A 17,918-nucleotide genomic window follows, 5' to 3' on the forward strand; every position below is an offset into this window, starting at 1 on the left:
GCTTGCCCGCGAAGAGGCCGGCACAAGCAACACACACCGCACAGCCAAGGTGCACACCTCACCATCCCGGTGCACTCAATACACATCGCGCCGATAGCGCTTGGCCTTGCTCAGCGCCGCCACATAAGCATCCGCCGCCGCCGCGCTCATACCGCCATGCTCGGCGACGATCGCGCGCAAGGCACTGTCCACATCCTTGGCCATGCGCTGAGCATCGCCGCACACATAAAAGAACGCCCCCGCTTCCAGCCACCGCCAAAGGTCAGCGCCCTGCTCGTGCATGCGCTGCTGCACATAGATTTTCTCGGTCTGGTCTCGGGAGAACGCAGTCTCCAGGCGCACGTGGCCGGTCGCCTGCCAGGCCTGCAACTGCTGCTGGTAATAGAAGTCGCTGGCAGCATACTGCTCACCGAAGAACAGCCAGTTCTGCCCGCTGGCCCCACGCGCTTCGCGCTCTTCGAGAAACGCCCGAAACGGCGCGATGCCAGTGCCCGGACCGACCATGATCAGCGCTACGTTGTCGTCTTCAGGCAGGCGAAAGTGCTTCGATGCCTGCGGGAAGATCGCCACCTTGATGCCTTGCGCGCGGTCGGCGAGGAAGGTCGAGCAGGTACCTTTGCGCTGCCCGTAACGCACCGTGGAGACGGTCAGATGAACCTGGCCGGGGTGCGCCAACGGGCTGGAGCTGATCGAGTACAGGCGCGGTTGCAAGGGTTTGAGCAGGTCGAGCCAAGTGGCCAAGGGCAGGTCCTGCGGGAACTCGCGCAGGACGTCGGCCAACTGCCGCCCCCACAACCAGCCTTGCAGTTCGGCCTTGTGCTCAGGCTCAAGCAACCGGCGCAGGCCCTCGGCACGCTGGCTGAACACCTGCAACTGTGCAGGGGTGACTTGGGCGATTTCCAGGTGCGCTTCCAAGGCAACGGCCAGCGGCAGCGCAGGTTGGCCCTTGATGTGAACCAAGGCCTGGCCATCGAGGCGCATCAACGCCAACAACTCTTCGACCAGTGCCGGGCAGTTGCGCGGCCATACGCCCAAGGCGTCGCCCGCCTGGTAGGTAAACGTGCTGCCAGACAGATCGAATACCAATTGGCGGGTCTCCTTGCTGGCACCTGGGGCGTTGAGCACGCGGTTTTCCAGCAAGGTGGCCGACCAGGGTTGCTGCCTGCTGTAGGCCTCCACGGGCAAGGGCGCACTGCTTGCCTGGGGCGCGGCGGCGCTACCCAACTGCGATGACAAGGCGTCGAGCCAGGTGGCGAACGCTTCATCGAAGTCCGGCTCGCAATCCACCCGTTGCAGCAGCCTGCGCCCACCCAGTTCGGCCAGGCGCTGATCGAGCTTGCGGCCAAACCCGCAAAACTGGTCGTAACTGGAGTCGCCCAAAGCCAACACGGCATAGGGCACGTCGGCACAGTGAGCGCCCTCCTCGCCTTGCAGCGCTTGCCAGAACGCCGTCGCACTGTCGGGCGCATCGCCATCGCCGAAGGTGCTGGCGATCAGCACGACACTGGCGGCGCCGTGCAAGTGCTGCGGGCTGACCGCGTCCATGCAACTGAGCTGCACGGCAAGGCCGGCGCCACGTAGGCGTTCGGCACAGCGCTCGGCCAGTGCCTCGCCGTTACCGGTTTGCGAGGCCCACAGCACCTGGTGCTGCGGCGCCGCCAGCGTCAGGCTGGGCACTACCGAAGGCTGCGCGAACACGCCAGCCAACAGCCCATCGACAAACAGCCGCCGGCTTGCGGCCAGCGGCGCACTGGCCGGCAGGCTGGGTACACCCTCAGCGCGGCCCTGGTCCAGGCCGAGCAAAAAACCCTGCAGGTAAAGACGCTCTTCCTCGGCCAGAACCGGGGCCGGCAAGGTGTCCAGGCCAAGCAGACGGGACAGGGTGGCGGTCGGCATGCGGGCAGGCTCCGGGTTGGCAGTGGCGGCGCTCAGGTCAAGGGCGTCGATACGTTCGCCGGCAACCCGCTCAAGGGCCACGGCGCAGTGTTTGAAGGCGGGCTGCAGCGACAGTGGGTCGACCGCATCGCAGGTCACGGCATTGATGGCCAACTGCTCGCCGATCACATCGTTCCAGTGAAAGGGGGCAAAGCAGTTACCCGGCATGACCCGATCAGTGATGCGCGCGGGTAACAGCGCCTGCCCGCGCCGCGAGCGGATGGCCACCTGGTCCTTGTCGCGGATACCCAGGCGCGCGGCATCGTCAGGGTGAAGTTCGACAAAAGGGCCAGGTTCGAGCTTGTTCAGCGCAGGCACCTTGCCGGTCTTGGTCAAGGTGTGCCATTGGTGCTGCACGCGGCCGGTGTTGAGCACTATCGGGTAGTCAGCATCGGGCAGCTCTGACGCGGGCAGCCAGGGCCGTGCGAAAAACCGCGCCTTGCCACTGGCCGTAGGGAATGCCAGCGCCGGGCGGTTGCCCTCGGCGTCCTGCAGCAGTTGTTGGCTGCTGCCGTCGTTCTGATAACGCAGCGGGCTGCGCGGCGCTTCATGGCCTGGCGCGCAGGGCCACTGGCGCGGTTGCGTGCGCAGGTCGGGGTAGCCGATGCCGCGCAGGTCGTAGCCGGTAGCGGGGTTATGGAAGCGCCGAATCTCTTCGTAGACTGTTTCGGCATCGGGGTAGTCGAAGGCATCGGCATAGCCCATGGCACAAGCGACCCGGGCGATGATCTGCCAGTCCGGCAGGCTCTGGCCTGGAGGCTCCACGGCGCGGGGCATCAAGGTCAGGTTGCGCTCGCTGTTGATCATCACCCCCTCGCCTTCGGCCCAGAGCGCCGCCGGCAGGAGGATGTCGGCGTAACGGTTGGTTTCGGTGTCGAGAAACGCGTCCTGGGTGATCACCAGTTCAGCCTGGCGCAGGCCGTCGATCACCTGCTGGCGGTTGGCGACACTGGCCACTGGGTTGCTGCAGATGATCCAACAGGCCTTCACCTCACCGGCCTTCATCTGCTCGAACAGCGCCACGGTGCCCTCGCCACCTTCGCTTCGCAGGCTGCCAGGGGCCAGGTTCCACTGGTTCTCGACAAAAGCGCGGTCGGCCTCCACCAGCGCCGAGCGCTGGCCCGGCAGGCCCACCCCCATGTAGCCCATCTCGCGGCCACCCATGGCGTTGGGTTGGCCTGTCAGGGAGAACGGGCCGCTGCCAGGGCGGCAAATGGCGCCGGTGGCCAGGTGCAGGTTGCAGATGGCGTTGCTGTGCCAAGTGCCATGAATGCTCTGGTTAAGGCCCATGGTCCAGCAGCTCATCCAGTCCCTGGCGCCGCCGAGCCATTGGGCGGCGGTGCGGATGTCGGCTTCGCTCAGGCCGGTGATGGCAGCGACGCGCTCGGGGCTGTAGTCCTCTAGAAAAGGCGGCAGATCTTCCCAGCCCTCGGTATGCCGGGCGATGAAGTCAGCGTTGGTCTGGCCGTTCTGGTGCAGCAGGTACAGCAGGCCATTGAGCAAGGCCATGTCGGTGCCTGGGCGTACCTGCAGGAACAAGTCGGCCTTGTCAGCGGTGGCCGTGCGCCGTGGATCGACGACGATCAGCCTGGCCCCGGCCTTGAGCCGGTCCAGCAGGCGCAGGAACAGGATCGGATGACAGTCGGCCATGTTCGCGCCGATCACCAGAAACACGTCGGCACGCTCGAAATCCTGATAGCTACCGGGCGGGCCATCGGCGCCCAACGACAGCTTGTAGCCGCTACCGGCACTGGCCATGCACAGCCGCGAGTTGGACTCGATATGACGAGTGCGAATAAAGCCCTTGGCCAGTTTGTTGGCCAGGTACTGGGCCTCCAGCGACATCTGCCCGGACACATACAACGCCACGGCATCGGCGCCGTGCTGCTCGATGATGCCGCGCAGGCGCTCGGCGGCCTGGCTGATGGCCTGGTCCAGGCCCGTGCGCGCCGGTTGCTGGCTGCGCTGCTGGCGCAGGTAGGCATCCTCCATGCGCCCGGCGGCGGTCAGCGGCACGTGCGCGGTGAGGCCCTTGGTGCACAGGCGGCCGAAGTTGCTGGGGTGCTGCTTGTCGCCGCTGATCTTGACGACCTTGCCATCGGCAACGCTCATGACAATGCCGCAGCCGACACCGCAATACGGGCAGACACTGCGTGTTTCGCTGCTGCTCATGGGCCGGTCTCCTGTTTGGAAACGCAAAAGGCGCCGGCTGCTCCGGCTCGCATGGCAAGCAGGGCAACACGGCGCCTTTGTCGTGAGAATGTGCGGGCAATCGGCATTGATTGCCCTTGATAGGAGCAGGTCAGCAATTACCGGGCCAGCTGTGCAGGCCGCTTCGTGAGAAAGCCCTGGTACAGGTTCAAGCGCTTGCAGGGCCGGTTTGCCGCACCATGCGGTGGCACCGCAAAGGCCCATGGCGCTATGCTGGGGCACATTTCAGCCAGAGTTACTGCCCTCCCCCCATGTCCCAGGTGATCCTCAAAACCCCCGCCCAACTCGACCTGATGCGCAACGCCGGCCAATTACTGGCCCAAGTGTTTGCCGAGCTCGACCGTTTCATACGCCCTGGCGTGACCACGATGCAGATCAACGACCTTGCCGAGGCGTTCATCGTCGACAGCCTGAAGGCACGCCCGGCGAGCAAAGGCCAATACGGCTTCCCTTACGCGCTCAATACTTCCGTGGACCATGTGGTCTGCCACGGCATGCCGAAGGCTGATGAAGTACTGAAGGAAGGGTCGATCATCAATGTCGATATCACCCTGGAACAGGGCGGCTACATCGCCGATTCGTCGAAAATGTACTGCCTTGGCGCGATCAGCGATGAGGCCCGGCGGCTGGTCGACACCACCTATGATGCGCTATGGAAAGGCATCGAGCAGGTGCGCCCCGGCGCGACGCTTGGCGATATTGGCCATGCCATCCAGGCCCATGCCGAGGCAGCGGGCTACAGCGTCGTGCGTGAGTACTGCGGCCATGGCATTGGCCAGCAGATGCATGAGGGGCCGGAAGTGCTGCACTACGGCCAGCGTGGCATGGGCATGAAGCTCACGCCTGGCATGGTGTTTACCATCGAGCCGATGATCAACCAGGGCGGGCGTGGAACACGGACATTGAAAGACGGGTGGACGGTGATTACCCGCGATCATGCGCTGTCAGCGCAGTGGGAACATACCGTGGCGGTGACGGAGGACGGGGTTGAGGTGCTGACGTTGCGGGAGGAAGAACGCCAGCGTTGAGGCGCCATCGAACATGTGGGAGCAACTGTCTTCTTGTGGAAGCTGGCCTTGCCGGCGATGGGGCGCGTAGCGCCCCAGGCCCGGCTGTGCCGGGCATCGCCAGCAAGGCTTGCTCCTACGAATGAGCTATTTGCTCCTTCCAGGGCGTTCCGGTCTTGAGCATCGCATTTAGCCTCACTATCAATACTCGCATACACGCCACCACCGATACTTTCGCGCACTTCCCCTGGGCTCGCAGTGCTTTGTAGCGCTCGCAGAAGTCCTTGTTGTGCCGTATCACCACCCAGCAGGCCATATAGAGCGCCCGCCTGACTTGTGAGCGCCCCCCCCAGATTGAACGCTTGCCCGACTGCTTGCCGCTGTCCTGGTTGAACGGCGCAACACCGACCAAGGCAGCAATTTCCTTCTTATCCACCTGGCCCAGCTCTGGCAGCAAGGCCATCAGCTTTCCGGCAGTAATCAGACCAATTCCTTTGACTTGAGTGAGCTGTTTAACCCGGTCATCAGGCAAAGCTGCTGCCTGCTGTGCGATCTCTTGTTCCAGCGCTCGAATTTCACCCTTCAGATAGGCGATGTGTTGTTCCAACCGCAAACAAACACTGGGAGCCCGCGCCTGCTTCAGGCGCCGCTTGTCATCGTCGCGCTGTTGGACGAAGCGATCCCGCTGCATAAGCAGTTCGCGCAGCAAGGCCCGCTCGGGTGTCATCACCTGGCAAGGCCGTGGGGGCATAACTTCAGCCAGGTGAGCCAAAACAGCTGCGTCAATGGGATCGGTCTTGGCGCGTTTACCCATCGACTTGGCAAAGTCCCGGGCACGACTGGGATTGATCCGGCAAACCGGAAAATCGGCATCCTGCAGCGCTTTGAGGACATTGCACTCGTAGCCACCGGTAGCTTCGAGCAAGACCATTGAAACTGCATACCCGCCAAGCTTTTCGACGAGCAGTTGGAATCCCTTCAAGTCATTGGAAACACTGAAGTTCACCCCCTCAGGGCGGATGTGAACAGCAAGTGTGGCACTGGAAACATCGATGCCGACAGAGGAAGACATGGCCAAACCCTCTTAAACTCAAGGAGTGAGAGCGCTTTGGCTTGGCCCACGCTTGTGATTCGAGATTACGCCCCTCATCCAACTGTTCGGGCTCTCGCCAAAGTGGAACGGTGAATGGCAGCTTTTGCTCCCACACGTGCTCTGGGCACCTCGGGCTATCAGCTTGCCATTCACCGCTCTCACTTCAGATTCTATTCCCTCTCCAAGACACAAGCGGGCTTGCCCGCGAATACTGGCAAAGCCGGTGCCATGCACCGCGTGGCAATATTCGCGGGGCAGTCCATAGGCCGTGCTGTACCACAAAACTTTTCAGCATGCAGAAACAAAAAAAGCGACCCTAAGGTCGCTTTTTCTGTAACTTCCGGGTGTTCAGTGGGCCCTGGAAGTTGAATATGGCGCAGCGGACGGGACTCGAACCCGCGACCCCCGGCGTGACAGGCCGGTATTCTAACCGACTGAACTACCGCTGCGCTATACATCGAGTGGTGGGTGATGACGGGATCGAACCGCCGACCCTCTGCTTGTAAGGCAGATGCTCTCCCGGCTGAGCTAATCACCCTTTCGTCTCGGTGTGGCGCGCATTCTACGGATGAGCCCCTACCCTGGCAAGCACTTTTTTCGACTTTTTTAAAAAAATTTTCGAAGGCTTTCAAAGACCTAGCAACCCAGGGCTTTTCTTCCTTTATAGAGAGGTACTGGCCCTCTGACAGGGTTGGACGGGAACCACCGCTCGGAGAATAATGCCCGCCTTATGCATTAAGGAGAGATTGCCCCTCATGTGGTTCAAGAACCTGCTGACCTACCGCCTGACCCAGGATGTTTCATTCGAAGCCGACGCACTGGAAACTGCCCTGGCCAGCAAGCCGGCCCGTCCGTGCGCCAGCCAGGAGCTGACCACCTATGGCTTCGTCGCGCCGTTCGGCAAAGGCGAAGACGCTCCCCTGGTGCACGTCAGCGGTGAATTCCTGCTGATCGCCGCACGCAAGGAAGAACGTATCCTCCCTAGCAGTGTGGTCAATGACGCCGTCAAGGAGAAGGTCGAAGAGATCGAGACCGAGCAAATGCGCAAGGTCTATAAAAAGGAACGCGATCAGATCAAGGATGAAATCATCCAGGCCTTCCTGCCGCGCGCGTTCATTCGTCGTTCGATGATCTTCGCCGCCATCGCGCCGCGCCTGGGCGTGATCCTGGTCAACTCGGCCAGCGCCAAGCGCGCCGAAGACCTGCTGTCGACCCTGCGTGAAGTCATGGGCTCGCTGCCGGTGCGCCCCGCTACCGTGAAGATCGCGCCGGTTGCCACCATGACCGACTGGGTCAAGTCGCAGCAAGCGGCCGAAGGCTTCTATGTACTGGACGAGTGCGAGCTGCGCGACACCGCCGAAGACGGTGGCATCGTGCGCTGCAAGCGCCAGGACCTGACCAGCGAGGAAATCCAGCTGCACCTGAGCACCGGCAAGGTGGTCACTCAGTTGGCCCTGGCCTGGCAAGACAAACTGTCGTTCGTGCTGGACGACAAGATGGTGATCAAGCGCCTGAAGTTCGAGGAGCTGCTGCAGGAGCAGGCTGAACAGGATGGTGGCGATGAAGCCCAGCAGCAGTTCGATGCGAGCTTCCTGCTGATGATGATGACCTTTACCGAGTTCCTCCCGGTGCTGTTCGAGGCCTTGGGTGGGGAGGAGATTCCGCAAGGGGTCTAACCTTTATGATTTGCCGGTGCTGGCCTGACAGTTAATCGTTGACCAGTACCGGCCCTTTCGCGGGCAAGCCCGCTCCCACAGGTGTTTGCTCAGCCTGTGGGAGCGGGCTTGCCTGCGAATGGCCCTTCAAAAATCGCCTCTATATATAAGTACAAGGACTTCCCCATGCGCGCCCTCGCCGCCCTCAGCCGCTTCGTCGGCAACACCTTTGCCCTCTGGGTGCTGGTGTTCGCCGTGCTGGCCTTCCTGCAACCGCAGTGGTTTATCGCCCTGAAAGTGGCCATCGTGCCTTTGCTTGGGCTGGTGATGTTCGGCATGGGCCTGACCCTCAAGCTCGACGACTTCGCCGCCCTCGCCCGCCAACCCTGGCGGGTGATGCTGGGGGTGGTAGCACACTTCGTGATCATGCCGGGCATGGCCTGGTTGCTGTGCCAATTGTTCCACTTGCCCGCCGAGATCGCCGTAGGGGTGATTCTGGTCGGTTGCTGCCCAAGCGGTACGGCTTCGAACGTGATGGTCTGGCTGTCCAAGGGCGACCTGGCGCTGGCGGTGGCGATTGCCGCAGTCACCACCCTGCTCGCCCCGCTGCTGACTCCGGCACTGATCTGGTTCCTGGCCTCGGCCTGGCTGCCGGTCTCGTTCATGGACATGTTCTGGTCGATTCTGCAGCTGGTCATGCTGCCGATCGTGCTCGGCGTGCTGGCCCAGCGCCTGCTTGGCGCGCGGGTGCAGGCGGCCGTGCAGGTATTGCCGCTGGTATCGGTAGTGAGCATCGTCATGATCGTCTGCGCGGTGGTGGCGGCCAGCCAGGCGAAGATCGCCGAATCGGGGCTGCTGATCATGGCGGTGGTGATGCTGCACAACAGCTTCGGCTATTTGCTGGGGTACCTGACCGGCAAGCTCTGCAAGTTGCCCCTGGCCCAGCGCAAGTCGCTGGCGCTGGAGGTGGGTATGCAGAACTCAGGGCTAGGGGCGGCATTGGCAGCGGCGCACTTCTCGCCATTGGCAGCGGTGCCGAGTGCGCTGTTCAGCGTTTGGCACAATATTTCCGGGGCGTTGCTGTCGACCTGGTTCCGGCGAATGGAAGAGTCTTCGTCAGCTGTTGAGAATGGCGAGCCTGCCAGGGATTGATGTTGCCTGACCCGGCCTCTTCGCGGGCAAGCCCGCTCCCACAAGTACTCCACACTCCTGAAAGCCGTGGAGTACCTGTGGGAGCGGGCTTGCCCCGCGAAGAGGCCAGCACAGACTTGCCCAGCAATCAGAAAATGTGCACCCTAGTGCCCACTGTGAGGACGGCCTCACGACGCACCGCGTGACCATTCCGGGGACGGCCCCATCATTGGCAACAATGGAGGCACCTATGTCCTGGATCATCCTGTTCTTCGCCGGCCTGTTCGAGGTCGGCTGGGCCGTCGGCCTGAAATACACCGATGGCTTCACCCGCCCACTGCCCACCGTACTCACCGTCGGCGCCATGGTCATCAGCCTTGGCCTGCTGGGCCTGGCCATGAAGGAGCTGCCGCTAGGCACCGCTTATGCCATCTGGACCGGTGTCGGCGCCGTGGGCACGGTAATCGCCGGGATTATCCTGTTTGGCGAATCCATGGCCCTGGTGCGACTGGTCAGTGTGGCGCTGATCGTCTGCGGCCTGATCGGCCTGAAAGTCAGCGCCAGCTGACACGCCCTCTTTAACGCAAGTCGCCGCGCAAGCGGCTCACCTGCTCACGCAACGCATCCGGCTGCGCCGCCTCCACCGGGATGGCGGTGCCAGCCACGATGGTCACCCGCGACCACAAGCGCTTGAAAAAACCCTTGGCCGGATCCCGACTGAAGAAACTGCCCCACAGCCCCTGCAACGCCAAGGGAATCACCGGCACCGGGGTTTCGCTGAGAATGCGGTTCACCCCACCTTTGAACACATCGATCTCGCCATCAGCGGTCAACTTGCCCTCCGGGAAGATACACACCAGCTCACCCGCCGCCAGGTACTCGGCGATACGGGCGAACGCCCGCTCGTACGTGGCCTCGTCCTCACCGCGCCCGGCAATCGGGATGGCGCCTGCGGTGCGGAACACGAAGTTGAGTACCGGCAGGTTGTAGATCTTGTAGTACATGACGAAACGGATCGGCCGACGGATCGCACCGCCGAGCAACAGGGCATCGACGAACGAGACATGGTTGCACACCAGCAGCGCCGCGCCTTCGTCCGGGATGCGCTCAAGGTCGCGGTGCTTTACGCGGTACATCGAGTGGCTGAGCAGCCAGATCAGGAAGCGCATGGTGAACTCAGGCACGATCCTGAAGATGTAGGCGTTGACCGCGATGTTGAGCAACGACACCACCAAGAACAGCTGCGGGATGGTCAGTTCGGCCAGCCCCAGCAGAACGATGGTGAGGATCGCCGAAACCACCATGAACAAGGCATTGAGGATGTTGTTGGCGGCGATCACCCGGGCCCGCTGATCCTCGGCCGTGCGCGCCTGGATCAAGGCATACAGCGGCACGATGTAGAACCCGCCAAACACCCCGAGCCCGACGATTGACATCAGAATCCACCAGGCCTGGCTCATGCCCAGCAACGCCAGCCAGTCATGCGGCACGGGCGCCGCTGGCACGTCGCCGGAGTGCCACCACCAAAGCAGGCCGAACAGGGTCAGGCCAAACGAGCCGAACGGCACCAGGCCGATCTCCACCTTGCGCCCGCTCAGCCGCTCGCACAGTAGCGAGCCGAGGGCGATGCCTACCGAGAACAGGGTCAGCACCAGGGTCACCACGGTGCCGTCGCCGTGCAGCCAGTCCTTGGCGTACGCCGGGATCTGGGTCAGGTAGATGGCGCCGACGAACCAGAACCACGAGTTGCCGACGATCGAGCGCGACACCGCAGGCGTCTGCCCCAGGCCCATGCGCAGGATCGCCCAGGATTGCTTGAAGATGTTCCAGTCCAGTTGCATCTGCGGCGTTACGGCTGCGGCGCGTGGAATCCAGCGGCTGGCCAGGTAGCCCAGCACTGCGGTGCCCACCACGCCTCCCGCCACCACCGTGGCATAGCTGGCCGACGACATCATCACCCCGGCGCCGATAGTGCCAGCCAGGATAGCCAGGAAGGTGCCCATCTCGACCAGCCCGTTACCGCCCACCAGTTCTTCTTCACGCAGGGCCTGGGGCAGGATCGAGTACTTAACCGGCCCGAACAGCGCCGAATGGGTACCCATGCCGAACAGTGCCACCAGCATCAACGCCAAGTGGTTGGTCATAAAGCCCAGGGCCCCAATGGCCATGATGCCGATCTCGGCCAGCTTGATCGCACGGATCAGTGCGTCCTTGGCGAACTTCTCGCCAAACTGCCCACCCAGCGCCGAAAACAGAAAGAACGGCAAGATGAACAGCAATGCGCAAAGGTTGACCCAGATCGAACGGTCACCATCGCCCAGGCTCAGCTTGAACAGGATCGCCAGGATCAGCGACTGCTTGAACAGGTTGTCGTTGAACGCACCCAGCGACTGGGTGATGAAGAACGGCAGGAAGCGCCGCTTGCCGAGCAAGGTGAATTGCGAGGGATGACTCATCGTCCTTGTACCTGATGGGCATTTTTCATTGGAGGCGCGCCAGAAGCGACAAGCCACAAATCTGCATGGGAAAACCTGCTGCTGGCAAGCCCGCCACATCGATTAAAGCGAGGCTGCGCAGCAGCCCCTTGCTGGCTTATGCTGGAAACCGGCAAACCACAACAACAAGGACGTGGCAATGCTCGCCGCCCTCAAGCGCTACCCACCGGCCGTACGTCTGCTGCTCACCACCACCTTCACCCTGACCCTGGCGCGCGCCCTTACCCTGCCCTACCTGGTGGTGTACCTGGCGGACAACTTTCAGCTCCCGATGAGCCAGATCGGCCTGGTGATCGGCGGCGCCCTGATCATCGCCTCGCTGCTGAGCCTGTACGGCGGCCACCTGGTGGACACCGTGCGCAATCACACGCTGGTGATCGCCAGCACCCTGGTGTTTGCCCTGGCCTTCATCGGCGCCATCGCCAGCCACTCGGCAGCGCTGTTCTTTCTGTGCCTGGTACTGATCAACCTGGCCCTGGCGGTGGTCGACATCGCGGCCAAGGCCGGTTTTTGCGCACTGTTGCCGGTAGAGGAACGGGCGGAAGTATTTGCCATCAAGTACACCTTGAGCAACGTTGGCTATGCCGCCGGCCCACTGCTGGGCGTGGCCCTGCTGGAGCTGAACGACCACCTGCCGTTCATTGCCTCTGCATTGATTGGCCTGGGGATGGGCCTGGCCTACCAGCACCTCGGCGACCGGGGCCTGCTGGCCGGTGCGCCGGCGCAATCAGGTGCGGGTTTTGGGCTGGTGGCCTTGGGCCTGGCGCGTGACCGGCGGCTGGTGTGCTTCACCCTGGGCGGGGTGCTGAGCGCCGTAGTGTTCGGCCAATTCACTGCTTATTTGTCGCAGTACCTGGTGGTGACCACCAGCCCGAGCGAGGCCGCGCGCCTGGTCGGCTACCTGGTGACCACCAACGCCATCACGGTGATTGCCCTGCAGTACCTGATCGGCCGGCGTATCAGCCGCCAGCGCCTGATGCCCTGGCTGCTGGCCGGCATGGGCCTGTTCATTGCCGGGCTGCTGGGCTTTTCCTGGGCAGACACGGTGCCGATGTGGTGCTTGGCGATGCTGGTGTTCACCCTGGGGGAAATCATCGTGATACCCGCCGAGTACATGTTCATCGACCTGATCGCCCCGGAGCACCTGCGCGGGGTGTATTACGGCGCGCAGAACCTGTCGAACCTGGGCGCGGCACTGGGGCCGGTGATGGTGGGGTTTGTGCTGGGGCAATGGTGGCCGGGGGCGATCTTCTACCTGCTGGTGTTGTCGGTGATACTGGCGGGGGTGTTTTATTGGCGGGGTACCCGCAGGTACTGATGATGCCTGCGACGACTCGCCACTGCGACCATCGTCTGCGCTGACGAACGCCCGCCTGCGTGCCAGACTGATTGATCGGGACCGCGTTACCTTTTTTGCTCCGGAGTTTGCATGTCGTTGTCCAGTGGGCTGATCGCCGTGGTCGCCCTGGCCTATATGGCCATCATGTTCGCCATCGCCTTCTACGGCGACCGCCGCAGCACACCGTTGCCGCCGAAGCTGCGTGCCTGGGTGTACAGCCTGTCGCTGGCCGTCTACTGCACCAGCTGGACGTTCTTTGGCGCCGTCGGCCAGGCGGCCGAACAACTCTGGGCGTTCCTGCCGATCTACCTGGGCCCGGTGCTGCTGCTGATTTTCGCACCCTGGGTGCTGCAGAAGATGGTGCTGATCAGCAAGCAGCAGAACATCACCTCGATCGCCGACTTTATTGCCGCGCGCTATGGCAAATCGCAGACCCTGGCGGTGGTGGTGGCACTGATCTGCCTGGTCGGCGTGCTGCCTTATATTGCCTTGCAGCTCAAAGGCATCGTGCTGGGCGTCAACCTGCTGATCGGTGCCAATGCCGATGCCACGGGCACCCGCGTACAGGACACCGCACTCGTGGTGTCGCTGGTGCTGGCCTTGTTCGCCATCGTGTTCGGCACGCGCAGCCTTGACGTGACCGAGCACCACCGCGGCATGGTTCTGGCAATTGCCTTTGAGTCGCTGATCAAGCTGTTGGCATTCCTTGCCGTGGGCATCTTCGTGGTGTTCAACCTGTACGACGGCTTCGACGACCTGTTCAGCCAGGCGCGTCAGTCGATTCAACTGGAAAGCTACTGGAAAGAGACCATCAACTGGCCATCGATGGTGGTGCAGACGGCAGTGGCCATGATGGCGATCATCTGCCTGCCACGGCAGTTCCATGTCACCGTGGTGGAGAATATCGAGCCACAGGACATGCGCCTGGCCCGCTGGGTGTTCCCGATGTACCTGGCGCTGGCCGCGCTGTTCGTGGTGCCGATCGCCCTGGCCGGGCAGATGCTGTTGCCGGGCACGGTGATGTCCGATTCGTTCGTCATCAGCCTGCCCCTGGCCGAGGCCCACCCGAGCCTGGCCCTGTTGGCCTTCATCGGCGGTGCCTCGGCCGCCACCGGCATGGTCATCGTCGAAGCCGTGGCGCTGTCGACCATGGTCTCCAACGACATGCTGCTGCCCTGGCTACTGCGCCGCAACAATGCCGAGCGGCCGTTCGAGGCGTTCCGCCATTGGATGCTCTCGGTACGCCGGGTGACCATCGTGGTGATCCTGCTGCTGGCGTACGTCAGCTACCGCCTGCTCGGTTCAACGGCGAGCCTGGCGACCATCGGCCAGATCGCCTTCGCCGCCGTGACCCAGCTCACCCCGGCCATGCTTGGCGCGCTGTACTGGAAGCAGGCCAACCGGCGCGGCGTGTTCGCCGGCCTCGCCGCCGGCATCTTCCTGTGGTTCTACACCCTGGTACTGCCGATTGCCGCCCACAGCGTGGGCTGGTCGCTTGAGCTGTTCCCAGGCCTTGCGTGGCTGCATGGCAACCCGCTGAACCTGCCGATCAGCCCGCTGACCCAAGGCGTGGTGCTGTCACTGGCGGGTAACTTCACCTTGTTCGCCTGGGTGTCGGTGTTGTCGCGCACGCGGGTGTCGGAACACTGGCAGGCTGGCCGTTTCATCGGCCAGCAGACCAGCGCCCGCCCCAGCAGCAAACCGCTGCTGGCGGTACAGATCGACGACCTGCTGACCCTGGCCTCGCGCTTCGTCGGCGAAGAGCGTGCCCGGCAGAGCTTCATCCGCTTCGCCTACCGCCAGGGCAAAGGCTTCAACCCCAACCAGAACGCCGACGGCGACTGGATCGAGCACACCGAACGCCTGCTCGCCGGCGTGCTCGGCACCTCGTCGACTCGCGCTGTGGTCAAGGCCGCCATCGAAGGCCGCGACATGCAGCTTGAGGACGTGGTGCGCATCGCCGACGAAGCCAGCGAGGTGCTGCAGTTCAACCGTGCACTGCTGCAAGGCGCTATCGAGAACATCAACCAGGGCATCAGCGTGGTCGACCAGAACCTGCACCTGGTCGCCTGGAACCGCCGTTACCTGGAACTGTTCAACTACCCCGACGGGCTGATCAGCGTTGGCCGGCCAATTGCCGACATCATCCGCTACAACGCCGAGCGCGGCCTGTGCGGCCCTGGCGAGGCGCAGGTGCACGTGGCCCGGCGCCTGCACTGGATGCGCCAGGGCCGCGCGCACTCTTCCGAGCGGCTGTTCCCCAACGGCCGGGTCATCGAGCTGATCGGCAACCCGATGCCCGGCGGCGGCTTCGTCATGAGTTTCACCGACATCACCCCGTTCCGCGAAGCCGAACAGGCGCTGCGCGATGCCAACGAAGGCCTGGAGCAGCGGGTGGCGGAACGTACCCACGAATTGTCCCAGCTCAACCAGGCACTGTCAGAAGCCAAGAGCCAGGCCGAGGCGGTGAGCAAGTCCAAGACCCGCTTCCTTGCCGCGGTCAGCCACGACCTGATGCAACCGCTGAACGCCGCGCGGCTGTTCTCCGCCGCCCTGTCGCAACAGGCCGAGGGCATGAACGAGGAGGCCCAGCAACTGGTGCAGCACATGGACAGCTCGCTGCGCTCGGCCGAAGAACTGATCAGCGACCTGCTGGACATCTCGCGCCTGGAGAACAACAAGATCACCCCGGACGCCAAGCCGTTCGCCCTCAATGAGCTGTTCGACACCCTGGGCGCCGAATTCAAAGTGCTGGCCGCCGAAAAAGGGCTGGAATTCCGCCTGCGCGGCAGCCGCCTGCGGGTCGAAAGCGACATGAAACTGCTGCGCCGGGTGCTGCAGAACTTCCTGACCAACGCCCTGCGCTATGGCAAAAGCCCGATTCTGCTCGGCGCCCGCCGCCAGGGTGAACGCCTGTGGCTGGAAGTGTGGGATCGCGGCCCGGGCATCGCCGACAACAAGCTGCAGGAGATTTTCCAGGAATTCAAACGCCTGGACAGCCACCAGACCCGCGCCGAGAAAGGCCTGGGCCTGGGCCTGGCGATCGCCGATGGCCTGTGCCGGGTACTTGGCCATAGCCTCGAAGTGCGCTCGTGGCCCGGCAAGGGCACGGTGTTCCGGGTCAGCGTCCCGATTGCCCGACAGGCGGCACCTGCGCCAAGCGCGCCAGTGGAGCAGACGGGCCAGCCGCTGGCCGGGCTGAACGTGCTGTGCATCGACAACGAAGACAGCATCCTGATCGGCATGAACAGCCTGCTCAGCCGCTGGGGCTGCCAGGTCTGGACCGCACGCAACCGCGCCGAATGCGAGGCCTTGCTGGCCAAGGGCATGCGCCCGCACCTGGCACTGGTGGACTACCACCTGGACGACGGCGAGACCGGTACCGAACTGATGGGCTGGCTACGCACCCGGCTGGGTGAGCCGGTGCCTGGGGTTGTGATCAGCGCCGACGGCAGCAAAGAAACCATCGCCCTGGTGCATGCCGCAGGCCTGGACTACCTGGCCAAACCGGTCAAGCCGGCAGCCTTGCGCGCCCTGCTCAATCGGCATCTGAGCCTGGTTCAGTAACCGCTTCGTCCGGCAGGGCCTCATCGGACAGGGCCCGCTCCAGCAGGTCTGCCGGCAGGCTCTTGCTGGCACGGGCGCCAAGCAACTTGAGCTGCTCGCTGCGGCTGACCAGGTTGCCACGCCCTTCGCACAGCTTGTTGCGCGCTGCGGCGTAGGCCTTGTCCACCTGCTGCAAGCGGTTGCCCAGCTCGTCCAGGTCCTGGATGAACAGCACAAACTTGTCGTACAGCCAGCCGGCGCGCTCGGCAATCTCGCGGGCGTTCTGGCCTTGGCGCTCCTGCTTCCACAGGCTGTCAATCACCCGCAGGGTAGCCAGCAGCGTGGTCGGGCTGACAATCACGATGTGCCGGTCGAAGGCTTCCTGGAACAGGTTGGGCTCAGCCTGCAGGGCGGCCGAGAATGCCGCCTCAATAGGTACGAAAAGCAGCACGAAGTCGAGGCTGTGCAGGCCTTCCAGGCGGTTGTAATCCTTGCTCGAAAGGCCTTTGACGTGGCTGCGCAATGACTGCACGTGCTGCTTGAGCGCCGCCTCGTCATTGCTGCCGACAAACTGCTGGTAAGCCGTGAGGCTGACCTTGGCGTCAACCACCACCTGCTTGTCGCCGGGCAACATGATCAGCACATCAGGCTGGAAGCGCTCGCCATCGGCGCTCTTGAGGCTGACCTGGGTCTGGTATTCGCGGCCCTTCTCAAGGCCCGCGTGCTCCAGTACCCGCTCAAGGATCATCTCGCCCCAGTTGCCTTGGGTTTTCTGGCCCTTCAGGGCCTGGGTGAGGTTGGTGGCTTCATCGGACAGGCGCTGGTTGAGCTGCTGCAAACGCTCCAGCTCCTTGCCGAGGGAGAAACGCTCGCGCGCTTCCTGCTGGTAGCTTTCCTCTACACGCTTTTCAAAGGCCTGAATGCGATCCTTGAGCGGGTCGAGCAACTGGCCCAGGTGCTGCTGGCTGGTCTGGGCAAAGCGCTGCTCGCGCTCGTCGAAGATCTTCGTGGCCAAGTCGGAGAACTGGGCACGCAGAGTATCGCGGGCCTCTTGCAGGTCTTCGAGGCGCTGCTGGTGGTTCTCCTGCTGCTCGCGCAGTTCCGCCTCCAGGCGTGCAGCTTGGGCTTCCAGGCGGCGCAGCTCGGCTTCACGGTTGGCGCGTTCGAGGCTCCAGGCATGGGCGGCATCGCGGGCATTGTCGCGGTCGATCTGCAGCAACTCCAGCTCACGGCCCTGGGCCGCAAGCTGGGCTTGCTTCACGGTGTTGGCTTCACTGAGGTCGCTGACTTCGTCGCGGCTGGCGTCCAGCTGCGCCTGCAACCCGGCCTGGGACAACTGGGCAGCGTTGAGGCGCTCTTCGAGCAGGGCCTGTTCACCCTGGCGGGCGCCCTGACGACGCTGCACCTGCATGACCCACACCAGGCAGGGCAACGCACCCGCCACCAAGCCCAGCAGAATGCTGGCCAGATCCACTGCCATGGTTACCCCGATCAAACCGTGATGAA

Annotated in this window: 10 protein-coding genes and 2 tRNA genes; 6 read left to right on the forward strand and 6 right to left on the reverse strand. The window is 63.4% G+C overall.

Translation table 11 applies throughout. From position 1 onward, the window contains the following. Positions 1-75 precede the first annotated feature (75 nt). Entirely contained in the window at positions 76-4,107 is a 4,032-nt protein-coding gene (locus tag OGV19_RS17490) for a bifunctional nitrate reductase/sulfite reductase flavoprotein subunit alpha (protein ID WP_264309903.1), read from the reverse strand. 290 nt (positions 4,108-4,397) lie between these two features. Here OGV19_RS17490 and map point away from each other — a divergent pair, with 290 nt between their 5' ends. Then, on the forward strand, positions 4,398-5,174 hold the full coding sequence (gene map / locus OGV19_RS17495) for a type I methionyl aminopeptidase (protein ID WP_264309904.1): 777 nt from the start codon (positions 4,398-4,400) through the stop codon (positions 5,172-5,174). A 115-nt stretch (positions 5,175-5,289) separates the two neighbouring features. Here map and OGV19_RS17500 read toward each other — a convergent pair whose 3' ends face one another. The 3 genes from OGV19_RS17500 to OGV19_RS17510 form a co-directional block, all read right to left on the reverse strand. After that, positions 5,290-6,225, reverse strand: a complete 936-nt coding sequence (locus tag OGV19_RS17500; protein ID WP_264309399.1) for an IS110 family transposase — start codon at positions 6,223-6,225, stop codon at positions 5,290-5,292. 393 nt (positions 6,226-6,618) lie between these two features. After that, positions 6,619-6,695 (reverse strand) — tRNA-Asp (locus tag OGV19_RS17505). A 13-nt stretch (positions 6,696-6,708) separates the two neighbouring features. Beyond that, a tRNA-Val gene (locus OGV19_RS17510) sits at positions 6,709-6,784 on the reverse strand. A gap of 217 nt (positions 6,785-7,001) precedes the next feature. On the opposite strand from OGV19_RS17510, the gene rdgC reads away from it, so the two are divergent. From rdgC to sugE, 3 genes are all read left to right on the forward strand, one after another. Beyond that, positions 7,002-7,922 carry a recombination-associated protein RdgC gene (rdgC, locus tag OGV19_RS17515; protein WP_264309905.1) on the forward strand — a complete coding sequence of 307 codons (921 nt, stop codon included), beginning with the start codon at positions 7,002-7,004 and terminating at the stop codon, positions 7,920-7,922. Between the two features lie 165 nt (positions 7,923-8,087). Then, entirely contained in the window at positions 8,088-9,053 is a 966-nt protein-coding gene (locus OGV19_RS17520; protein WP_264309906.1) for a bile acid:sodium symporter family protein, read from the forward strand. 229 nt (positions 9,054-9,282) lie between these two features. Beyond that, a complete protein-coding gene (gene sugE, locus OGV19_RS17525; protein ID WP_054900524.1) occupies positions 9,283-9,600 on the forward strand; it encodes a quaternary ammonium compound efflux SMR transporter SugE in 318 nt (105 codons plus the stop codon). 10 nt (positions 9,601-9,610) lie between these two features. Here sugE and OGV19_RS17530 read toward each other — a convergent pair whose 3' ends face one another. Next, positions 9,611-11,488, reverse strand: coding sequence for a 1-acyl-sn-glycerol-3-phosphate acyltransferase (locus tag OGV19_RS17530; protein ID WP_264309907.1), 1,878 nt, complete (start codon positions 11,486-11,488; stop codon positions 9,611-9,613). A 178-nt stretch (positions 11,489-11,666) separates the two neighbouring features. Here OGV19_RS17530 and OGV19_RS17535 point away from each other — a divergent pair, with 178 nt between their 5' ends. Both OGV19_RS17535 and OGV19_RS17540 read left to right on the forward strand, forming a co-directional pair. After that, a complete protein-coding gene (locus OGV19_RS17535) occupies positions 11,667-12,845 on the forward strand; it encodes an MFS transporter (RefSeq protein ID WP_264309908.1) in 1,179 nt (392 codons plus the stop codon). A gap of 111 nt (positions 12,846-12,956) precedes the next feature. Beyond that, complete coding sequence (locus OGV19_RS17540; protein ID WP_264309909.1) at positions 12,957-16,433, forward strand: hybrid sensor histidine kinase/response regulator; 3,477 nt, start codon at positions 12,957-12,959, stop codon at positions 16,431-16,433. On the opposite strand, the gene rmuC is transcribed toward OGV19_RS17540, so the two are convergent. Continuing rightward, positions 16,405-17,778, reverse strand: a complete 1,374-nt coding sequence (rmuC, locus tag OGV19_RS17545) for a DNA recombination protein RmuC (protein ID WP_264313963.1) — start codon at positions 17,776-17,778, stop codon at positions 16,405-16,407. The two genes, OGV19_RS17540 and rmuC, sit on opposite strands and share 29 nt — an antisense overlap. Positions 17,779-17,918: the final 140 nt, after the last annotated feature.

It is taken from the genome of Pseudomonas putida (genome assembly GCF_025905425.1).
In the GTDB taxonomy this organism is placed as follows: Bacteria; Pseudomonadota; Gammaproteobacteria; order Pseudomonadales; family Pseudomonadaceae; genus Aquipseudomonas; species Aquipseudomonas putida_AF.